Genomic DNA, 22888 nt, shown 5'->3' on the forward strand with positions numbered 1-22888 from the left:
CGGGCAGCGTTGGCTGCCCGGCAGTGATCAAGCGACTGTGGTGCGACGTTCGAGCAAGGCTTGCAACTGATCGAGCAACTCGTCACCGCGCATCAATTCATAGTGCCCGCCAGCCAGTAGACGGTCGACGCCATGGCGTCCGACCTGAGCGGCGAACACCTCGCGCTCGGCGTCTCGCTCAGCCACCCACCAGCGGTACGCCGCCACCTGGATCTTCGGCAGTTGCTGCTGGGCCAGCGCCAGTTGCTTGAGCGCGGCACCGGTGGCGAAGATCCGCGTGAACTCATCGGCGCCCAATGCTGCATCGCTGCTGGAACCGTGCAGCGCGGCTTCGATCACTGCCGCAGCGGCGGCCTGTTCGTCGAGCCCAGCGGCTTTTTCAACGATCAGCGCCTGAGCCTCGTCAACCGACAGGCCGAGCACAAATTTGAGGAAATCCGCCAAGTCTTCACGCCAGTCTCCCGCCTCGGCCGTGCCGGCCACGTAGCTGTCGACCAGACCGGCGAACGCGACGGTTTCACCCTGGCTTTCCAACTCGCGCGACACCAGTTGCACCAGCGCCCCGCCCAGCGACCAACCGAGCAAGTAATACGGGCCTTCCGGTTGCTGCGCACGAATGCGCTGGGCGTAGGCCTGGGCCATCGCCGGCAGCGATTCATCCTGCCATTGCGGGTCGAGCAGCATCCGGCATTGCAGGCCGTAGACCGTGCGCCGACCTTCCAGACGCCGGGCCAGCGGCTCGTAATCGAACACCGTGCCGAACCCGGCGTGCAGGCAGAACAGTGCCGGCACATGGGCCAGGCGGCTGTTGAGCGCCAGCAACGGATCCGGCGCAGTGGCCGCCTCCTGCACCTGATAACCACTGAGTTCGGCAATGCACGGCTTTTGCATCAGGTCACGCAGCTTCAATTCGAAACCGAGTTGCGGCTGACTGCGCACCCGCGAAATGACTTTGAGCACCTGCAACGAGTCGCCGCCCAGTTCGAAGAAGTTATCGTCGATGCCGATTTGCGGCACGCCGAGCACCTCCTGCCAGATCGTCGCCAGTGCCTGCTCCAGCGCATTGCGGGGGGCGCGATAACCGCCCAGCGCCCACTCCGGTTGCGGCAGCGCCCGACGGTCGAGCTTGCCGTTGGCCGACAGCGGGAAGCGCTCCAGCAGCATGATCCGCGCCGGCACCATGTAGTCGGGCAGTTGCGCCTGCAGCTCGGTCTTGATGCGGCGATCCAGACCGGTCACACCTGCTGCGACCACATAGCCCACCAACTGCTTGCCGGTCGGCGTGTCGTGCACCACCACGGCGGCATCCTGCACCCCGGCGCATTCACGCAGGCGTGCTTCGATTTCGCCGAGTTCGATGCGGAAGCCGCGAATCTTCACTTGCTGGTCAAGACGCCCGAGGTAGTCGATCAGACCGCATTCGCGCTGGCGCACCAGGTCGCCGGTGCGGTACATGCGCCCACCCGCGTCGAACGGATCGGGAATGAAGCGTTCGGCGCTCATGCCCGGGCGCTGGTGATAACCGCGCGCCAGGCATTCGCCCCCCAGATACAGCTCGCCACTGACCCCGGCCGGCAACGGATTGAGGTCGGCGTCGAGTACATACAATCCACGCCCGGCCACGCCACGCCCGATCGGCGCGTAGGCCGCCTCGCAGCGCTCACTGGCTTCGGCACGCCACAGCAGCGGCGTGACCACGGTTTCGGTCGGGCCATAGCCGTTGACCAGACGCTGTGGACGCAAGGCGCGTTTGACCTGTTCGAAACTGGCCTCCGGCACCGCATCACCGCCGAAGCAATACACCTGCACCGCCGGCGCATGCCCCAGGCGTTCAGCCACTTCAGCCATCTGTTGCAGGTAGGCCGGCGGGAAGCAGGCGACGCTGACCTGATGGCGCTCCAGCACTTGCAGGGTCTGCTCCGGCGTCCACAGATTGTCCTCGCGAACCACCAGACTGCCACCAGCCAGCAACACGCTCAGCCAGCGCTCCTGAGCACCGTCGAAGGCGAACGACATGAAGTGCAATTCACGACTGTCCGGCACCAGTTCGTACAGGTCGATGATGCCTCGGCAATGCCGGGCAATCGGTCCGCGCGCCACTGCCACGCCTTTGGGCTGACCGGTGGAACCGGAGGTGTAGATCAGGTACGCGAGGTGCCCTGCCAGCGGCTGCGTCAACGGGCATTGCGCGCTGTCGTCGTGAGGCAGTTGATCGAGCAACAGGCGCGGCACATTGTCGGCCAGGGTCAGGCGCTGCCCCAGGTCGCTGTCGCAGAGCAGCAGGCTGGCCGCCGAATCATCAAGCATGTAGGCCAGACGCTCCGGCGGGTACGCCAGGTCCAGCGGCAAATACGCCGCGCCGGCCTTGAGCACCGCGAGAAACGCGATGATCGTGCGTTCCGAGCGCGGCAATGCCACGGCCACCAGACTTTCCGCACCGATACCACGCTCGATCAATTGCCGGGCCAAGCCGTTGGCCCGGGCTTCAAGCTCGGCATAACTGACTTCACGGTCTTCACAGAACAGCGCGGTTTTCTGCGGCTGGTTGCGCACGTGTTGGTTGAAGCTGCACAGCAGATCAGTCTCGTCGGTCGACGCTTGTGGCAGGCCCGGACGCGCCCCGGGCAAGCCGAGATTGCCGATCAGGCAGCGTTCATCTTCCGGCAAGGTGCGCAGCAAACCTTCCAGTTGCGCGCGGATCTGCTCGACCTCGGCATCACTGAAACGATCACGCAGGTACAGGTATTCGACTTCCAGGCCATCGTCGTTGGCGCTGACCATCAAGTCCATCGGCACGTTGGTCACGCCGGCGCTGCCGACTTCGGCAAAGCGCAACTCGCCCTCCTCACCGCCGCGCAACGCCCGATCGACCGGATGGTTTTCGAACACGATGATGCTGTCGAACAGGCCCTGGCCACCGAGTCCGGCCCAGCGCTGGATGTCCGACAACGGCGTGTGTTCATAGTCACGCACGGTCAGGTTGTAGTCCTGCAGTTCACGCAACCACTCGCCCAACGGCTGCTGCGGGTCGAGGGTCTGGATCACCGGCAAGGTGTTGATGAACAGACCGAGCATTTCCTGCGCCCCCGGCAGGCCGGTCGGGCGCCCCGCCACCGTGGCGCCGAACGCCACGCTGCGCTGGCCGCTGTGCCGTTGCAACAACAGCAGCCAGGCGGCCTGCACCAAGGTGTTGAGGGTCACGCGCTGACGCTTGGCAAACGCGTGCAGCTTGCGCGTCGCCTCGGCATCGAGATCGGTGTACATCACGCCGTGCCCGGAGCCCGTGGCGCCGCTGGCCTTGGCCAGAATCGTCGGTGCTTCGAGCAACGCCAGACGCTCGCGCCAGAAGCCTTCGGCCTGAGCGCTGTCCTGACGTTGCAGCCAGCCGATGTAATCGGCGTAACGGCCATTGAGCGCTGGCAGGCTGGCGTGGTGATACAGGCGCAGCATCTCGCCGAGCAGGCGCGATGCACTCCAGCCGTCGAGCAGCAGGTGATGGTAGACCCAGATCATCTGATAACGCTCGGCATCGAGGCGCACCAGCACGAAACGCATCAGCGGCGGGCAGCTCAGGTCGAAACCCTTGGCCTGCTCGGCGGCGGCCAGTTCGCTCAGCACCTGCTCGGTGTCGCTGCGCTCGCGCCAGTCGAGTTCTTCGATTGGCAACTCGACATCGGCGAACACTGCCTGAAGCGGATCGGCCAGCCCATCACGCCAGCGGAACGCGGCACGCAGCACCTCATGGCGTTCGATCAGGGTTTGCCACGCCGCACGGAAACGCGGCACCTGCAAGCCGTCCACGGCCACGCTCAACTGGTTGACGTAGGGGTTCAGCTCCGGTGAATCCAGGCAATGGAACAGCATGCCCTGCTGCATCGGCGACAGCGGATACAGGTCTTGCAATCCTTCGCGAGCGGCCCCGTCGATGTGCGGCACCAGCGCGAACGCGGCGACTGTCGGCGCCTCATTCAAGGTCGTTTCGCGAGTGACCGCCACGGCTGCCAGCGCGCGGATGGTCTGCTGTTCGAACAGCTGCTTCGGACTGAACACCAGCCCGCGCTGCCCGGCGCGGCTGACCGCTTGCAGGGAAATGATCGAGTCACCGCCCAATTCGAAGAAGTTCTCGGTGACGCCCAGAGTGTCCAGGCCCAGCAGGTCCTGCCAGATCTCCACCAGCAGCGCTTCCGCCGGTGTCGCGGCCGGCACCTGATCCTGAGCCTGGCGCGCAACGTCCGGTGCCGGCAGCCCCTTGCGGTCGAGTTTGCCATTGGGCGTCAGCGGCAATGCGGCCAGGCACATCAGGTGCGCCGGCAACATGTGCGCCGGCAGACGGCTGCGCAGGTGCGCGGTCAACGCGGCGTGCAGGTCCTGCTCGTTGGCCAGTGGATCGCGCGGCACGATGTAGCCGACCAACTGGCGGCTCACCGGCCCGTCGCGATCGATCACCAGTGCTTCGCGCACGCCTTCGTGCTCCAGCAGGCAGGCTTCGATTTCCCCCAGCTCGATGCGGAAACCGCGAATCTTCACCTGCTGGTCGATCCGGCCGAGGTATTCCACCACGCCATCGGCGCGGAACCGCGCCAGGTCACCACTGCGATACAGGCGCGCCCCCGGCACGAACGGATCCGGCACGAAACGCTCGGCAGTCAAGTCCGGACGCTGGTGATAACCCCGGGCAACGCCCTCGCCGCCCAGGTACAACTCGCCGGCCACCCCCACCGGCAGTGGCTGCAAACCACCGTCGAGAATGTAAGCGCTGCGGTTGCCCACCGGCCGGCCGATCGGCATGAAGGCCGAGTCGAATTCGGTGTCCGGGTAGGCCAGCCAGATCAGCGGGGTGATCACGGTTTCGGTCGGGCCGTAACCGTTGATCAGGCGCTGCGGTTGCAGCACCTGCTGCACTTCATCGAACGCATGCTTGGGCATGCCTTCGGCGCACGGCGTGTAGGAGCGGATCGGCAGGTCGCGCCCCGCTTCCCCCATGAAATCGGCGATCTGCAACAGATAGCTCGGGGTAAAGCAGGCAATGGTGATGCCGTGCTGCTGGATTTCCGCGCAGGTGCGCTCGACGCTCCACAACTCATCGTCACGCGGCATGACGGCCGAACCGAACAGCAGCGGGGTCAGCCAGCGTTCGTGAGCACCGTCGAAACTGATCGAGGCAAACTGCAGCTCGCGATCCTCCGGGGTCATGCCGTACAACTCGCCGATTGCCAGGCAGTGCATCGCCAGTGGACCGTGGGCCACGCTGACGCCTTTCGGCCGCCCGGTGGAGCCCGAGGTGTAAATCAGGTACGCAAGGTTTTCCCCACAAGTCAGGTTGACCGGGTTGCTGTCCGCCATCAATTCCAGTGGCTCGCGGTCGATGTCCAGCACCGGCAGGTCGTCCGGCAGCGCCAGTTTGTCCCGCAGCCACGACTGGCTGAGCATCAGCACAATGCCGCTGTCCTGCATCAGGTATTGCAGGCGCTCGGCGGGATACGCCGGGTCGAGCGGCACGTAGGCACCGCCGGCCTTGAGGATCGCCAACAGACCGACGATCATCTCCGGCGAACGCTGCATCGCCAGACCGACCCGCACCTCCGGCCCCACCCCGAGGTTGCGCAGGCGATGGGCCAGGCGATTGGCGCGACGGTTGAGCTCGGCGAAGGTCAGCTCGACCTCGGCAAAAATCAGCGCCGTGGCCTGCGGACGAATCTCGGCCTGGGCTTCGATCAGTTGATGCACGCACAGCGGATTTTCGTTCGCGGCGAAGGCCGGGTTCCAGGTTTGCAACTGCTGCGTGCGCTCGCTGGCGGTCAGCAGATCCAGTTCGCTCAAGGCGCCCTCAGGTGCGTCGACCATCGCGTTCAGCAGCACAACCAGATGCTCGCTCATGTGGGCGATGGCCGCGGCGCTGAAGTGGCTGCACTGGTAACTCCAGTTCAGGCTCAGGGTGTTTTCCGCGGTGGCCGCCAGGGTCAGCGGGAAGTTGGTGCGTTCATGGTTTTGCGGCGTCGAGAAGCTCAGGCCGGCCGGCGCACCCTGTTGCAACGCCTCGGCCACCGGGAAGTTTTCGAACACCAGCAGGCTGTCGAACAACGGCTCACCGGCACGTCCGGCCCAACGCTGGATGTCGCCCAGCGCGGTGAACTCGTGCTCACGCAGCTCCAGGTTCTGTGCCTGCAAACGGCTCAGCCACTGGCTGACTGTTTCCACCGCGTCCGGGCAACTGATCACCGGCAAGGTGTTGATGAACAGGCCCAACTGGCTTTCCGCTCCCGGCAGGTCCACCGGGCGCCCGGCAACGGTCGCGCCGAACGCCACGCAGCGCTGGCCGCTGTAGCGTTGCAACAACAGCGCCCACGCGCCTTGCAGCAAGGTGTTGAGGGTGACTTTCTGCTCACGGGCAAACTCGCTCAAGCGCCGCGTCGCAGCCACGTCGAAGGTTTGCAGATGGTCGGCAAAGGCGTCGCTGGTCGACTGTTTCAGATCGCCATGGGCCAGGCTTTGGGCCAACAGAGTCGGGTTGTCCAGCGGCGCCAGTTGTTCCAGCCAGAAGCGCTCGTCGGCCTGTGCATCCTGGCGTTGCAGCCAGCCGATGTAGTCGGCAAAACGTCCGCTCGGGGCCGGCACTGCTTGCCCGGCGTAACGCTGCAGCACTTCGCTGAGCAACAGCGAATTGCTCCAGCCGTCGAGCAGCAAATGGTGGTGGGTGTAGATCAGTTGCTGACGCTCATCGTCCAGCCGCACCAGGGTCAAACGCATCAACGGCGCTTGAGCCGGGTCCAGTTGCAGGCGCTCGCTGTCGATCAGTTGCGCCAGCGCCTCGGCCTGATCGGCACGGCCGCGCCAGTCCAGGCAACGGAACGGCAGGCGCAGATGACGCTGCACCAGTTGCACCGGCGCCTCGAAGCCCTGCGGGAAGTGGAAACTGCTGCGCAGGATCGGATGCGCATCGATCACCGCCTGCCACGCCTGCCCCAGTCGCTCGGCGTCCAGACCACGGGCCTCGACATTAAGCTGGTTGACGTAGGCACCGGACGCCGACTCGAACAGGCTGTGGAACAGCAGGCCGGCCTGCATCGGCGACAGCGGGTACAGGTCCTCGATCTGCGTCGCCGCCACTGGCAAGCCATCGAGTTGTGCCTGGCTCAAACGTGCCAGCGGGAAATCCGCCGGGGTCACGCCACCGGCCTCATCGCTCAGGCAATGCTCGATCAGCGCCAGCAGTTCGTGGCGATAGTCTGCAGCCAGCTGTTCGATTTCACTGTGGTCGAAGCATTCGCGGCTGAAGGTCCAGTCCAGTTTCAGTTCACCGCCATACACCTGACCGTCCACCGACAGCCAGTTCGGCAACGGCGCGTCGGCCGATTGCGCGGCACCGCTGGCTTCGCTGGCGGGGCTGAACAGCGCGTCCTCGGCGAAACTCTGGTCGAACTGCCCCAGGTAGTTGAACGTCACCCGCGCCTGCGGCAACGCCGTCAGCGCCGCTTGAGTCGCGGCGTCGCCCATGTAGCGCAGCAGCCCGTAACCCAGGCCTTTGCCGGGGATTTCACGCAGCTGCTGTTTGATCGCCTTGATCGAACCGACAAGGTCCGCCGTCGGCGTCAGGCACACCGGGAACAGGCTGGAGAACCAGCCGACCGTACGGGTCAGGTCGATGTCGTCGAACAGGTCTTCGCGACCATGCCCTTCGAGCTGGATCAGCGCCGAGGCGTGACCGCTCCAGCGACTCAAGGTGCGGGCCAGCGCGGTCAGCAGCAGGTCATTGACCTGGGTGCGATAGGCCGCCGGCGCCTGTTGCAGCAAACGCCGGGTCTGCTCGCGATCCAGCGCAATGCTCACGCCTTGACGCAAATGTCCGGCCTGACTGGCCTGGGCATTGGCCGCCGGCAAACGGTCGCTGGCCTGGCCCAGTTGCGTCTGCCACCACGCCAATTCGGCGAGCGCCGCCTCACTGCGCGCATGGTCTTGCAGCTTCAGCGCCCAGGTCTGGAACGCGCTGGTCTTGGCCGGCAGTTCCTTGTCCTGATAAGCCGCCTGCAAGTCTTCCAGCAACACTCGCCACGACACACCGTCCACCGCCAAATGGTGGATCACCAGCAACAGGCGCTGGCTGCCGTCGGCCTGGGCGATCAGAGCGACACGCAGCAACGGGCCGTCTTGCAGGCTCAGGCTGCGCTGGGCCTCTTCGCACACCGATTCCAGCGAGTCATTGCTGGCGACCCGGGCGGTCCAGAGCATGTCGACGACGTCGGCACTGTCGGCGCCGACATAGCGCGCCGACCACTGGCCGTCGACCTGACCGAAGCGCAACCGCAAGGCGTCGTGCTGCTTGAGCAGGCGTTGCAATGCCGCTTGCAGGCGTGGCAGTTCCAGCGGCTGACGCGGGACCAGCAACACCGCCTGGTTCCAGTGCTGGCGTTGCGGGATCGGTTCGTCGAAGAACCAGCGCTGAATCGGCGTCAGCACCTGCCCGCCCTCTACCGGCCCCTGTGGCGCCAGCGGCGCGGCCTGCACCTTGACCACCGCAGCCAGCGCCTGCAGCGTCTGCTGCTGGAACAGATCACGCGGTTGCAGGCTCAGGCCGGCACGCCGGGCGCGACTGACCACCTGAATCGAAATGATCGAGTCGCCACCCAGCTCAAAGAAGTTGTCCTGGCGCCCGACTTGCGCCACACCGAGCACCTCCTGCCAGATCTGCGCCAGCGCTTGTTCATGCGCTGTACTCGGCGCTTCGAAGGCGCGCTGGCTGACTTGCAGGGTCGGTGCCGGCAGGCGTTTGCGTTCAAGCTTGCCATTGGGGCTGAGCGGCATCTGCTCGATCAGCACGGTCTGCGCCGGCACCATGTAGTCCGGCAGGCTCGCGAGCAAATGAGTTTTCAGGGTTTCGCGCCAGGCGTTCTGCCGGGCGCCATCGGCATTCGGCAGCGCCCGATCCTGCGGCACCACGTACGCCACCAGTTGCTTGCCGCTCGGCCCGTCCAGCGCCAGCACCACCGCCTCCTGAACCTCGGCATGTTCTTGCAGGCGCGCTTCGATTTCGCCCAGTTCAATGCGCAGGCCGCGAATCTTCACCTGATGGTCGATACGTCCGCAGTACTCGATGGCCCCGTCGGCGCGGTAGCGCGCCAGGTCACCGGTGCGGTACAGGCGCTCGCCGCTGCCGAACGGGTCGACGACAAAACGCTCGGCGGTCAACGCGCCACGCCGGTGGTAACCACGGGCCAGGCCGATACCGCCCAGATACAACTCACCCACCGCGCCCAGCGGCAACGGCTGCAATTCGCTGTCGAGGATCAAGGTGCGCAGGTTGGCGATCGGCCGACCGATCGGCACGCTGTCGCGGCCCTCTTCCACACACGTCCAGTGGGTCACGTCGATGGCCGCTTCGGTCGGGCCATAGAGGTTGTACAGATTGGCTTGCGGCAAGCTGTGCAAGGTCTGGCGCTGCAACGCCATCGGCAACGCTTCGCCGCTGCAGATGATCCGCGTCAGCGAGGTGCAGGCCAGCGACTCGTCGGCGCTGATGAACGCGGACAGCATCGACGGCACGAAATGCAGCGTGGTGATCGACTGCTCGACGATCAGCGCGGCGAGGCGCTGCGGATCACGGTGCTCGCCGGGCGCGGCAATCACCAGTGTTGCGCCCTTCATCAGCGGCCAGAAAAACTCCCAGACCGACACGTCGAAACTGAACGGGGTCTTTTGCAGCACCCGGTCGCGCGGTTGCAGATTGTAGGCCTGCTGCATCCACTCCAGACGGTTGTGCAGCGCTACATGACGGTTGCCGGCACCCTTGGGTTTACCGGTGGAGCCGGAGGTGTAGATCACGTACGCGAGGTTTTCCGCCAGCGCCAGATTGGGCAGATCGCTGTCCGGCAGTTCGCTCAGCCAGTCGGCGTCCGCTTGCAGGCACAGGGTACGCAGCGAATCCGGTGTCGGCAGTTGCGTCAGCAAATGCTCCTGGGTCAGCAGCAGGGAAATGCCGCTGTCTTCGATCATGTAGCTCAGGCGATCGAGCGGGTATTCCGGGTCCAGCGGCACGTAGGCGCCACCGGCCTTGAGAATCGCCAACAGGCCGACAACCATCTCCAGCGAACGCTCGCAGGCGATCCCGACAAGCACTTCCGCGCCGACGCCTTGCGCACGCAAGTGGTGAGCCAGACGGTTGGCGCGCCGATTGAGCTCGGCGTAACTGAGGGTCTGGCCCTGGAACACCAGCGCCGTGGCGTCAGGTTGCTGCGCCGCACGCGCTTCGAAATGGCGCTGCACGCAGGCTTCGCCCGGGTACGTCTGTGCAGTGTCATTGAGGTCAGCGAGCATGCGCAGACGCTCGTCGGCGTCCAGCAGCGGCAGTTCTGCCAGCGGGCATTGCGGGTTTGCCACTGCCCCGGCCAGCAGGTTGCGCCAATGCCGGGCCAGGTGTTCGATGCGCTCGGCGTCGAACAGATCGGTGGCGTAGGTCAGGCTGGCGAACCACTGCTCACCGACTTCCTGAGTATCGAGTTGCAGGTCGAACTGGGTGGTTGGCGTCGTAGCGTTCAGCGCCTCGACCCGCAGCCCTGCGAGCAAGCCGCCGACTGCCGTCGCGTTGCTCTGTTGATGGTTGAACATCACCTGGAACAGCGGACTGTGGCTCAGGCTGCGATCGCCTTGCAGCGCCTGCACCAGACGTTCGAACGGCAAGTCCTGATAAGCCTGCGCGTCCAGCGACGCGGCGCGGGTCTGCTCAAGCAATTGGCTGAAGGTCTGACGCCCGTCGACCTCGACGCGCATCACCTGGGTGTTGACGAAGAAGCCAATCAAGCCACGGGTTTCGGCGCGGTTGCGGTTACCGATCGGCACACCGATGCGCAGGTCGGACTGGCCGCTGTAGCGATAGAGCAAGGCCTGGAAACTGGCCAGCAGCAACATGAACGGGGTGACACCGGCCTGCTTCGCCAGGGCCATCAAGCCAGCGGCCAGATCGGCCTCCAGCGCAAACTCCAGACGCGCACCGCGCTGGCTTGGCTGGGCCGGACGCGGGCGGTCGGTGGGCAGTTCCAGCAGCGGTTGCTCGCTGCCCAGGGTGTCGCGCCACCAGTTCAACTGGCGCTCAAGCTCGCCGGCTTCCATCCAGCGGCGTTGCCAGGCGGCGTAGTCCGAGTACTCGATCGGCAGCGCTTCAAGCTGCGCGTCCTGGCCCTGACAGTGAGCCGCATACAGGCGCGAGAACTCCTCGATCAACACGCCCATCGACCAGCCGTCGGTGACAATGTGATGCAGGGTCAGCACCAGCACGTGGTCTTCGGTCTCCAGTTGCAACAGGCTGACGCGCAACAGCGGGCCGTGCTGCAGATCGAAAGGCCGGGCAATCTCAGCTTCGACCTGGCGCATGGCGCAGGCCAGACGCTCGGCCTGTGGCTGCGCCCGCAGGTCATGCGGTTCGATCGGCAGCGAGGTGACCGCCGCGAGGGTTTGCATGACCTGACCGTCGTCCTCGACGAAACGGCTGCGCAGGCTCTGGTGACGCGCCAGCAGCACGTCGAAACTGTGTTGCAAGGCAGCGACGTTCAGCGGCCCTTGCAGACGCAAGACAGCAGGAATGTTGTAGGCCGCGCTCTGCGGGTCGAGCTGCCAGAGAAACCACTGGCGTTGCTGCGCGTACGACAGTTCGAACGTCGTTTGTGGCTCGGCGGCGGGTGGGATCGGCAGTTGCCCGAAGCTCACGCCCTGCTCTTGCATGCGTTGCAGAAATTCGCGGCGCTTGTCTGCCGGCAACGCGGCAAAACGGGTAGCGATGCGCCAGGCGGTAGAGTGTTCCATCAGTTGATCTCCATCTCGTCGAGAAGCGACTCAAGCGCATCCAGACGTGCATCGTTGTCAGTCGGGGCGAGTTGCCCGGCCAGGGCGGCATAAGCCTGAAGGTCGCTGGATTCGAACAGCGCACGCAGCGCCAGCTCGATGCCCAGTTCCAGCGCCACACGGGCGCTGGCCTGCGCGGCGAGCAGCGAGTGCCCACCCAATTCAAAGAAGTTGTCGCGCCGCCCGACTTGCGCCACGCCCAGCACGTCGGCCCAGATCGCCGCCAGTTGCCGTTCGAGTTCGCCTTCGGGGGCTTCATAAGGGCGCTGCAAGGCCTGGGCATCGGGCCGCGGCAAGGCCTTGCGGTCGAGCTTGCCGTTGTTGGTCAGCGGCAAGGCATCGAGCAGCAGCCAGTGGCTCGGCACCATGTAGTCCGGCAGATCGACCTTGAGTGCCGCGCGCAGGTTGTCGCGCCAGGCGATCGGGTCGGCCGGGGTGTGCTCGGCCACCACGTAGGCGCACAACTGCGGCCCACCCTCGTCACCGTGTACGCTCAATACCGCGTGGCGCACGCCGGGTTGCGCGAGCAGCGCCGCCTCGATTTCCCCCAACTCGATGCGGAAACCACGGATCTTCACTTGCTGGTCGATCCGCCCGAGGTAATCGATGCTGCCGTCGTGTCGCTGGCGCGCCAGGTCGCCGCTGCGATACAGGCGCTCGCCGCTGCCGAACGGGTTCGGCACAAATCGCTCGGCGCTCAGGTCGAAGCGCCCGTGGTAACCGCGCGCCAGACCGGCGCCGGCGATATACAACTCACCGGCCACACCCTCTGGCACCGGTTGCAACTGACTGTCGAGCAAGTACCAGCGCAGGTCGCGAATCGGCAGGCCGATCGGGCTCTGCGCCTTGCCGTCGAGGTCGACCCGACGGATCGCGCGATAGGTCACGTGCACCGTGGTTTCGGTGATGCCGTACATGTTCACCAGCGTCGGCTGTTGATCGCCGAAGCGTTCGAACCACGGTCGCAGGCTCGCCACTTCCAGCGCTTCGCCACCAAAAATCACCTGGCGCAGGGCCAGGTTGCGCGGGCTGGCGCAGGCGATCGGCAGCAGTTGCCGGAACGCGGTCGGCGTCTGGTTCAACACCGTCACGCCTTCGTCGCACAGCAGGCGATGGAACGCCTGCGGCTCACGGCTGATGTAATACGGCACGATCACCAGGCGCCCGCCGGTGCACAGCGCACCGAACAGCTCCCACACCGAGAAATCGAACGCACAGGAATGGAACAGGGTCCAGACGTCGTCCGCGCCGAAGTTGAATTCACAGGCGGTTGCGCTTAACAGGCGCCCGACGTTGGCATGGCTGAGCAACGCACCTTTCGGCCGGCCGGTGGAACCCGAGGTGTAGATCACATAGGCGAGGTTGTCCGGGCGGCTCAGGCTCGGCAGATCGTCCGCGCTGTAGCCGTCCAGTGCCAACGTGTCGAGGCACAGAACCTGCACCTCATCACGCGCCGGCAAACCTTCGAGCAGAGGTTGCTGAGTCAGCAGCAACGCAATGCCGCTGTCTTCGATCATGTAGCTCAGACGCTCCGCCGGGTATTGCGGATCGAGCGGCACGTAGGCACCGCCAGCCTTGAGAATCGCCAGCACACCGACCACCAGCGCCAGCGCACGCTCGGTGGCGATGCCGACCCGCACTTCCGGGCCGACGCCCTGCTCGCGCAGTTTGCGCGCCAGACGGTTGGCCTGGGCATTCAGCGCGGCATAACTCAGGTGTTCGTCTTCATAGACCAGCGCAATCGCCTGCGGACACAGCGCGACCTGGGCTTCGAACAACCGGTGCAAGGTCGGCGACGGCGGTTGCTGTTCGAACAGCGGGTTCCAGACAGCGATCAATGCCTGACGCTGAGCGCTTGCCAGCAATGGCAGCTCGGCCACCCGCTGCTGCGGATCCGCCGCCACCGCGCGCAGCAGGTTCAGCCACTGCTCGGCGAAGCGCTGCATCGAGGCCGGGTCATACACGTCGGTGGCGTAGGTCAGGCTCGCGTCCAGCGTGTCGCCCTGCTCCTGCGTGTCGAGGACCAGATCGAACTGTGTGGTGGTCTGCTGCCAGTGCAAACGCTCGACGTGCAAGTCGCCGACTGTGCGCTCGACGCTGGCGCCCAGTTGCTGCTGATGGTTGAACAGCACCTGGAACAACGGGCTGTGATTGAGGCTGCGATCCGGTTGCAAGGCATCGACCAGTTGCTCGAACGGCAGGTCTTGATTGGCCTGCGCCTGCAACGCCACATGCTTGATCTGTTGCAGCAGGCTGCTGAAGGATTGCTGAGCGTCGATCTCGGCACGCAGCACCTGAGTGTTGATGAAGAAGCCGATCAGGCCTTCGGTTTCCAGGCGCGAACGCCCTGCGCTCGGCACACCGACATTGATCGACGCTTGCCCGCTCTGGCGGTGCAACAAGGTCTGCAGGCTCGCCAGCAACAGCATGAACAACGTCACTTGCTGCGCCTGCGCACATTCGCGCAGCGCCGCCAGCAACGGCGCATCGACGTTCAGCAGCAGGCTGGCGCCACGCTCGCTGCGGCGCGCCGGACGGCTCAGCTCACTTGGCAATTCCAGCGGTGTCTGGCTGCCGGCCAGGCGCTCGCGCCAATGACCGAGCTGGCGTTCGCCCTCGCCCGCCTCCAGCCACTCGCGCTGCCAGCGGGCGTAATCGCTGTAGCTCACCGGCAACTGTTTGAGGTCGGCGGCACGCCCTTCGACAGCGGCCTGATACAGCGCACTGAATTCATCGACCATGATCTGCATCGACCAGCCATCGGCGGCGATGTGATGCACCGTCAGCACCAGCACATGTTCCTCGGTGCCAAGCTGCAGCAGCAACATGCGCCACAGCGGGCCGTTGCGCAGATCGAACGGACGGGCGATTTGCGCGGAGATGGCGGCATCGAGAGACGCTGCATCGATCTGACGCTGATCAAGTTGCAGCGGCAACTGCGCATGTACACATGGCCGCGCCTGCTGCCCGTCCTGTTCGAAGGTGGTGCGCAAGGTGGCGTGACGCGCCTGCAATTGCTCGAACGCCAGCCGCAGGGCCGCCTGATCCAGACGGCCCTTGAGGCGCAACGCCGCAGGAATGTTGTACGCCGGGCTCTGCGGATCCAACTGCCAGACAATCCACTGCCGCTGCTGGGCGTAAGACAACAGCGCCGGCTGCTCGCTGGCCTGCAACAGCGGTTGCGCGCTGCCGCTGGCCGACGCGGCGCGCTCGGCAAATTCAGCCAGCGTGGCCGCCGAAAACAGGCTGCTGACCGGCAACTCCAGTTGCAGTTGCTGACGCACCCGCGAGATCACTTGCAGCACCAGCAGCGAATGGCCGCCCAGCTCGAAGAAGTTGTCCTCGCGCCCCACGCGCTCGACTTGCAGCACCGCTTGCCAGATCTGCGCCAGCTGCATTTCCAGCCCTGGCGCCGGGGCCACGAACTCGCGCTGACCAGCGCCAGCGGCAACCCGTGGCAAGGCGCTGCGATCGAGTTTGCCGTTGTTGTTGAGCGGCAACGCGGCCATCAACACCAGGTGACTCGGCACCATGTAATCCGGCAACGACTGGCGCATTGCGGCGTCGAGGGCTTGTCGGTACTGCGCCTCATCGCTCGGCACGCCGTTGGCCACGACATACGCCACCAGTTGCGTACCGTCCTGAGCGATAACCGCGGCATCGCGCACCTCGGCACGCGCTTGCAGGCAGGCCTCGATCTCACCCATTTCGATGCGCAAGCCACGAATCTTCACTTGGTGGTCGATACGCCCGACATATTCCAGATCGGCGTTGGCGTTGTAGCGCGCCAGGTCGCCGCTGCGGTACAGACGGGCGCCGGGCTCCACGGCAAACGGGTCCGGCAGGAAGCGTTCGGCGGTCAGCGCCGGGCGGTCGAAATAGCTTTGCGCCAGACAGGCCGGCGCGCCGATGCACAGCTCGCCGATGCCGCCGGCCGGCAGCAATTGCCCGGCGCTGTCCAGCACATACAGGGCACGTCCGGGGATGGCGCGGCCGATCGGCACACCGAAGCTGTCGCTGGCGTCGTCCAGACGGCAATCCTGCACGCTGGAGACCACGGTGGCCTCGGTCGGACCGTAGGTGTTGAGCAAGCGCACATGGCCCTGGCCGGCCTGATGCCAGAGGCGCAAGCCCTCGACGGACATGGCCTCACCACCGACATGCACCTGACGCAACTCGCCCAGTGTATTGATCGCGCCGCTCGCGCATTCACGGGCCAGCAGGTACCAGTAGGCGGCCGGCAAGTCGGCGACGGTGACGCCATGGCGCACGATTTCAGCGGCCAGACGCCCGGCATCCCACAGCTCGTCGCCACGCATGATCAGCGCGGCGCCGACGCACAGCGCCGGGAAACACTGCTCAACGAAACCATCGAAACTGAACGTGGCGAACTGCAGCACGCGGTCCGCCGGCGACAGCCGCGAATACGCGGCAGCGCTCTGGCAGAACTCGCGCAGCGCGCCCTGGGCAATCGCCACGCCTTTCGGTTGCCCGGTGGAGCCGGAGGTGTAAATCACATAGGCCAGATCCTGCGCGTCAGCCTGAATCAGCGGGTCGTTCTCGGCAAAACCTTCGCTGTCATCCAGCACCAGGCGCACCACCGCCGGCACCGGCAGATCCTGCAGCAGACCGGCCTCGCACAGCAGCACATCGAGGCAGCTGTCGGCGATCATGTAGCGCAGACGCTCGGCCGGGTATTTAGGGTCCAGCGGCACATACGCGGCGCCGCTCTTGAGCACCGCCAGCAGGCTGACGATCAGTTGCGGGCCACGGTTGAGCGCCAGCCCCACCCGAGTGCCCGGGCCGGCACCGTGAGCGATCAAGCGATGGGCCAGGCGGTTGGCCTGAGTGTTGAGCTGGCCGTAGCTCAGGCTCTGGCCGTCGACCCGCAGCGCCAGTGCATCGGGCGCGGCCGCCGCGCGGGCGGCGATCTGTTGATGGGCCAGACGCGAGTCCTGCAACGCCACCGCTGGCGTTTGGCTGACCGCCAGCAACGACACCTGAGATTCGGCATCGAGCAGCTCCAGGGAACCCAGCGCCGCCTCGGCATCAACGACCAATTGCATCAGCAGGTGCTGCAGGTTGGCCGACAATGTCGCCACTTGCCCGGCACTGAAACGCGCGCGGTCGTAGCCGAAGTCGAGGGTCAGGGTCGCGCCGATTTCGACGCCCAGCGTCAACGGATAGTGGGTGCGCTCATGGTTGTGCAGGTTGCTGAACGACAGCCCCGCCGGTGCGCCCTGTTTCAGCGCCTCGGCCACCGGGAAGTTTTCGAACACCAGCAGGCTGTCGAACAACGCACTGCCCTGCTGACCGGCCCAGCCTTGAATGTCATACAGCGGCACGTGCTCGAAATCGCGCAGCGCCAGGTTCTGCCCCTGCAAGTCGCCGAGCCACTGGTTGACGGTCTGTTGCGGGTTGGGCGCACAGATCAGTGGCAAGGTGTTGATGAACAGTCCGAGCTGCTCTTCGATCCCCGCCAACGGTGCCGAACGCCCGGCCACCGTCGCGCCGAACGCCACGCAATCCTGGCCGGTGTAGCGTTGCAGCAACAGGCCCCAGGCGCCTTGCAGCACAGTGTTGAGCGTCACCTTCTGTTGGCGGGCGAACTCGCCAAGGCGCCGGGTCGCGTGGCTGTCGAGAACCACGCGCAGGTCCGCACTGCCCTCGCCCGCCACCGGTGGACGCAAGGCGTCGGCCAGCAGTGTCGGCGCTTGCAGTGGCGCCAGCGCCGCTTTCCAGAACTGCTCGCCGGCACTGGCCGATTGCACCTGCAACCACGCCAGATAATCGCGGTATTGCCCGGTCGGAGCCGGCAGCGGCTGGCCGGCGCTGTAGTGTTCAATCACTTCGGCGAGCAACTGCGCGTTGCTCCAGCCATCCATCAAAATATGGTGGCTGGTGTAGATCAGGTGCCAGTCATCGTTGCCGCTGCGCACCAGTTTCAAACGCAACAACGGCGCGCTATCCAGCGCGAAACCCTGTGCCCGTTCGGCATCGGCCAATGCGTCGGTGTCGGTCGCCTGCAAGATCTCCAGCGGCAACGCCACCTCACGCACGATCGCCTGATGCGCGGCGTCGAGGCCGTGCCAGTGGAAGCTGCTGCGCAGAATCTGATGACGCGCCAGCGCCGCCTGCCACGACTGGGCAAAGCGTTGTGGGTCGAGGCCGTGAATGTCCACGCGCAACTGGCTGATGTAGGCGCCGACTTGCGGTTCGTACAGGGTGTGAAAAAGCATGCCCTGCTGCATCGGCGACAACGGATACAGGTCTTCGAGTTGCCCGCTCGGCAGCGGCAGCGCATCGAGTTGTGCCTGCGTGACCCGGGCCAGCGGGAAGTCCGACGGCGTCGCCTGCGGCGTGTCGATGGCACAGCAGTGCTCGATCAACGCATTCAGCTCGCTGGCGTATTCATCGGCCAGTCGCTGCACGGTGGCGCGGTCGAACATCTGGCGGCTGAAGCCCCAGTTCATCGACAGCTCGCCGCCGTACACCTGACCTTCGACGGTCAGCCAGTTGCCCAGCGGCGCCGACGGATCCTGAGCGACACCGCCGCCTTCGCTGGACGGCACAAACAACGCCGCCGCGTCGAACTGACGGTCAAATTGCCCGAGGTAGTTGAAGGTGATACGCGGCTTGACCTGCGCGGCCAGGGTCGCGGCGGTTTGCTCATCGCCCAGATAACGCAGCGCACCGTAGCTCAGGCCTTTGTCCGGCACCGCACGCAGTTGCTCCTTGATGGTTTTGATCGAGGCACCGAGGCTGTCCGCCGGCACCAGATGGACCGGGAACAGGCTGGTGAACCAGCCGAGGGTGCGGGTCAGGTCGATGTCGTCAAACAGGTCTTCGCGGCCATGGCCCTCCAGTTGAATCAGGCTGCCGGTGTGACCGCTCCAGCGGCAGATCACCCGCGCCAGCGCAGTCAGCAGCAGGTCGTTGACCTGGGTGCGATAGGCCGCCGGCGCCTGTTGCAGCAACTTGCGGGTCTGCTCGGCGCTGAATGTCAGCTCGATTTTCTGCTCGTGGCGGTTTTCCAGCGAACCCTGCGGGCGCTCGCATGGCAGGTCGTTCTGCGCAGCTTCGCGCAGTTGCGTCTGCCAGTAATCGAGGCTCTGCGCGAAGTTCGGCAAGTGACTTTGCAGGCGTGCGACCCAGTGCTGATAGGCGCTGGTCTTGCCCGGCAAGGCAATCACCGCGCCGCTCAAGGCCTGGGCATAAGCCTGCTGCAAATCCTCCAGCAGTACCCGCCACGAAACACCGTCGATCACCAAATGGTGGGCGACCAGCAGCAGGCGGTGACTGCCGTCGGCGAGGTCCAGCAACAGCGCGCGCAGCAACGGTCCGTGACTCAGATTCAGACTGCGCTGGGCTTCGTCGCACAGCGCCTTGAGGTCTTGCGTCGAGGCGGCGCTGCGCTGCCACAGCACCGATTCATCGGACAGCGCGGCATAGGCCTGCTGCCAGCCCGCGCTACTCAGGGTGTAGCGCAGGCGCAAGCCGTCGTGATGGTTGATCAGATGCTTGAGCGCACGATCCAGCGCCTCGACATTCATCGTCTGTTGCGGCACCAGCAACAGCGACTGGTTCCAGTGCTGACGCTCGGCAATCTCCTGTTCGAAGAACCAGCGCTGGACCGGCGCCAGCGCCACCGCACCGACGGCAGGCCCCTGATCGATCAGGCTTCGTTCACCCTGCCGCGCGACTTGCGCCAGGCTGCGGAGGGTCTGGTACTGGAACAGTTCTTTGGGGCTGAGGACGATCCCGGCCTGCCGTGCCCGACTGACCACTTGCATCGACACAATCGAATCGCCGCCCAGCTCGAAGAAGTTGTCCTCCACGCCGACGTTTTCCAGCGACAGCACGTCCTGCCAGATCGCGGCCAGGGCCTTTTCCATGACGCTGCGCGGCGCTACATGTTCGCGCTGCTGCTGGCGCCCGTCGACCGCCGGCAAGGCCTTGCGGTCGAGCTTGCCGTTGGGGGTCAGCGGCAATTGTTCGAGGAACAGCAAATACGCCGGCACCATGTAATCCGGCAGGTGTTGGCGCAATGCCGCTTTCAGCGTTTCGCGCAGGCTCGCCTGCGCATCGGCGTCTGCCGCCAGCACAGCGGCGTCGCTCGGCACAATGTAGGCCACCAGTTGCTGACCGCTGGCACCGTCCTGCGCCAGCACCGCCAGTTCGCGCACGGCGTCCTGCTGCAACAGCCGCGCTTCGATTTCACCCAGCTCGATACGGAAACCGCGCACCTTCACCTGATGGTCGATACGCCCGACGTATTGCAGCGCGCCGTTCGGCTGATAACGGGTCAGGTCGCCGGTGCGGTACAGCCGCTCGCCGGTGCTGGAAAACGGATTCGGCACGTACTTTTCAGCGGTCATGGCCGCACGTCCCAGATAACCCCGGGTGATGCCGGCGCCGGCCAGATACAGTTCAGCGGCGACGCCTTGTGGCACCGCTTGCAGATCGGCGTCCAGCAGGTAGCTGGCGGTGCCGGTCAAAGGCCGGCCGATGTTCACTGCACCACCCGCCTCGCGGTGCGTCCAGGTCGAGTACGTGGTGTCTTCCGAAGGCCCGTACAGATCAAACACCTGCTCGACCGCGGTCTGCTGATACAGCGCGTCGACCAGGCTCTGCTTCAACGGCTCGCCCGCGAGATTGATAATGCGCACGCTTGAACCAATGGCGCCGTCACGCAGCAAGGCATTGATCGCCGACGGCACGGTGTTGATCAGGCGCACTTGATCGCGCGCCGGCAGTTGCGCCAGCTCCAGGGCATTGCGCGCGATGATCAGCGAGCCACCGTTGGCCAGCGTGACAAACAGCTCCCACACCGACAGGTCGAAACACACCGACGTCGAAGCCAATACGCCCTGAATGTCATCGCGGCGATAGACGCTGCGCGACCAGTCGATCAGCGCCTGCACATTGCGGTGCGCGATGGCGACGCCCTTCGGCTTGCCGGTCGAGCCGGAGGTGTAGATCACGTAGGCCAGGTTGTCCGGCGTCACCGAAGTGACAGGTGCATGGCGTGGGTAAGCCGCCAGTTCGGCATCGATCCGGTCAAGCAACAACACCTGGGTGTCGGCGCCCACCGCGAGTGTCTGCGCGATGCTCTGCTCGGTCAGCAGCACCCGCGCCCGGCTGTCTTCAAGCATGTAAGCCACGCGGTCGGCCGGGTAGTCCGGATCCAGCGGCACATAGGCGCCCCCGGCCTTGAGCACGGCGAGCAAGGCCACCAGCAGCGTGTCGGAACGTTGCAGGGCGACGCCGACCCGCACCTCCGGGCCGACCCCGTACTCGATCAGTTTGTGCGCCAGACGATTGGCCCGTGCGTCGATGTCGGCGTAGCTGAACGCCCGGTCACCGAAGGTCACCGCCAGCGCCTGCGGCTGGCTCGCGACCTGTTGCCCGATCAATTGATGAATGCACGCGGCTTCAGTGACATTCGCCTCGATGCGATTCCAGTCGTGGACGATCCGTTGATACTCGGCACTTTCCAGCAGCGGCAGATCGCTGATGCGCTGGCGGCTGTCCTCGACCATGCCGCGCAACAGGTTGAACCAGTGCTGCGCCATGCGCTCGATGGTCTGCGGCTCGAACAGGTCGTTGGCGTAGGTCAGCGCGGCGTGCAACTTGCCGGCCTTCTCATAGGTATCCAGGGTCAGGTCGAACTGGGTGGTGCGGCCCTGCCACTCGATCACGCCCAGTTCCAGCCCGGAGGCGGTGCTGACGGTGCTGATGTCGGCGACTTGCGGCTGATGGTTGTACATCACCTGGAACAGCGGTGTGTGGCTGAGGCTGCGTTCCAGTTTCAGCGCTTCGACCAGTCGCTCGAACGGCAGGTCCTGATGGGCCTGGGCGCCGAGCGCGGTTTCCTTGATCGCGCGCAGCAGCTCGTCGACACGGGTCTGGCCGTCCAGCTCGGTCCGCAGCACCTGGGTGTTGACGAAGAAGCCGATCAGGCCTTCGATTTCGCCGCGATTACGGTTGGCAATCGGCACGCCGACGCGGATGTCGGTTTGTCCGGTGTAGCGATGCAGCAGCACGTTGAACGCGCCGAACAACAGCATGAACAAGGTGATGCCGTGCTGCTGGGCGGTACTGCGCAGTTGTTCGGCCAACGCGCCATCGAGCGCGAATTCGTAACGGGTGCCGCGATAACTCGGCATCGCCGGGCGCGGGTGATCGGTGGGCAACTCCAGCACCGGGTGTTCATCACCCAGTTGCGCCTGCCAGTAGTCGAGTTGCCGCGCCTGCTCCCCGGCTTCCAGCCAGCGGCGCTGCCACAGGGCGTAGTCGCTGTACTGGATCGGCAGCGCCGCCAGTTGCACCGGCTGGCCGGCATCGAACGCGTCGTAGCAACGAATGAATTCGTCGATCAGCACGTTCATCGACCAGCCGTCGGAGACGATGTGGTGCAAGGTCAGCAGCAGCACATGCTCCTGAGTGTCGAGCTTGAGCAGTTTGATCCGCAGCAGCGGCCCCACGCCCAGATCGAACGGCAGCAGCGACTGGTGCTGGGCGGCGTCGGCGACCGCGAGCTCACGTTCGGCCGGGGTCAGGCCCGTGAAGTCCACCTGTTCGATCAACAACGGTGCCGTCGCCGGCACCTGCAGCAGGCTGTCGTCGGCCTGGTGCTGGAACACCGTGCGCAGGGTTTCGTGACGCTCGACCAGATGGGCGAAGGCCTGCTCCAGCGCCGCCAGGTTCAACGGCCCGGTCAGGCGCACCGCGCCCGGCAGGTTGTAGGCGCCGCTGTGCGGATCGAGCTGCCAGAGAAACCACATCCGCTGCTGCGCGTAGGACAGCGCCTGCCGGTCATCGGCCTCGACCCCCTGCGGGATCGGAAAACGGGCGAAATCCACGCCCTCCTTGTGCAAGGCCGCGAGGAACATCTGGCGCTTTTCCAGGGGCAACCCGATAAACCGGCGAGCAAGTTTCAAGGAGTCTTCAGCATTCATTTCTCAGCATCCGGATCAGTAGGCAGGAAGCACAAAGGCACGTCGTCCCTATAAAACGAATGCAGACCGGAAAAATTAGCGAATGAGAACAACTATCA

Annotated in this window: 2 protein-coding genes; both read right to left on the reverse strand. The window is 65.2% G+C overall.

Features of this window, described 5'->3' with window-relative positions:
* Nucleotides 1-27 precede the first annotated feature (27 nt).
* Nucleotides 28-11790 carry a non-ribosomal peptide synthetase gene (locus KKQ10_RS10520; protein ID WP_215501047.1) on the reverse strand — a complete coding sequence of 3921 codons (11763 nt, stop codon included), beginning with the start codon at nt 11788-11790 and terminating at the stop codon, nt 28-30.
* On the reverse strand, nt 11790-22790 hold the full coding sequence (locus KKQ10_RS10525) for a non-ribosomal peptide synthetase (protein WP_215501048.1): 11001 nt from the start codon (nt 22788-22790) through the stop codon (nt 11790-11792). The genes KKQ10_RS10520 and KKQ10_RS10525 overlap by 1 nt, the downstream gene beginning before the upstream one ends.
* Nucleotides 22791-22888: the final 98 nt, after the last annotated feature.

The organism is Pseudomonas sp. MG-9 (genome assembly GCF_018729515.1).
Classification (GTDB): domain Bacteria; phylum Pseudomonadota; class Gammaproteobacteria; order Pseudomonadales; family Pseudomonadaceae; genus Aquipseudomonas; species Aquipseudomonas serboccidentalis.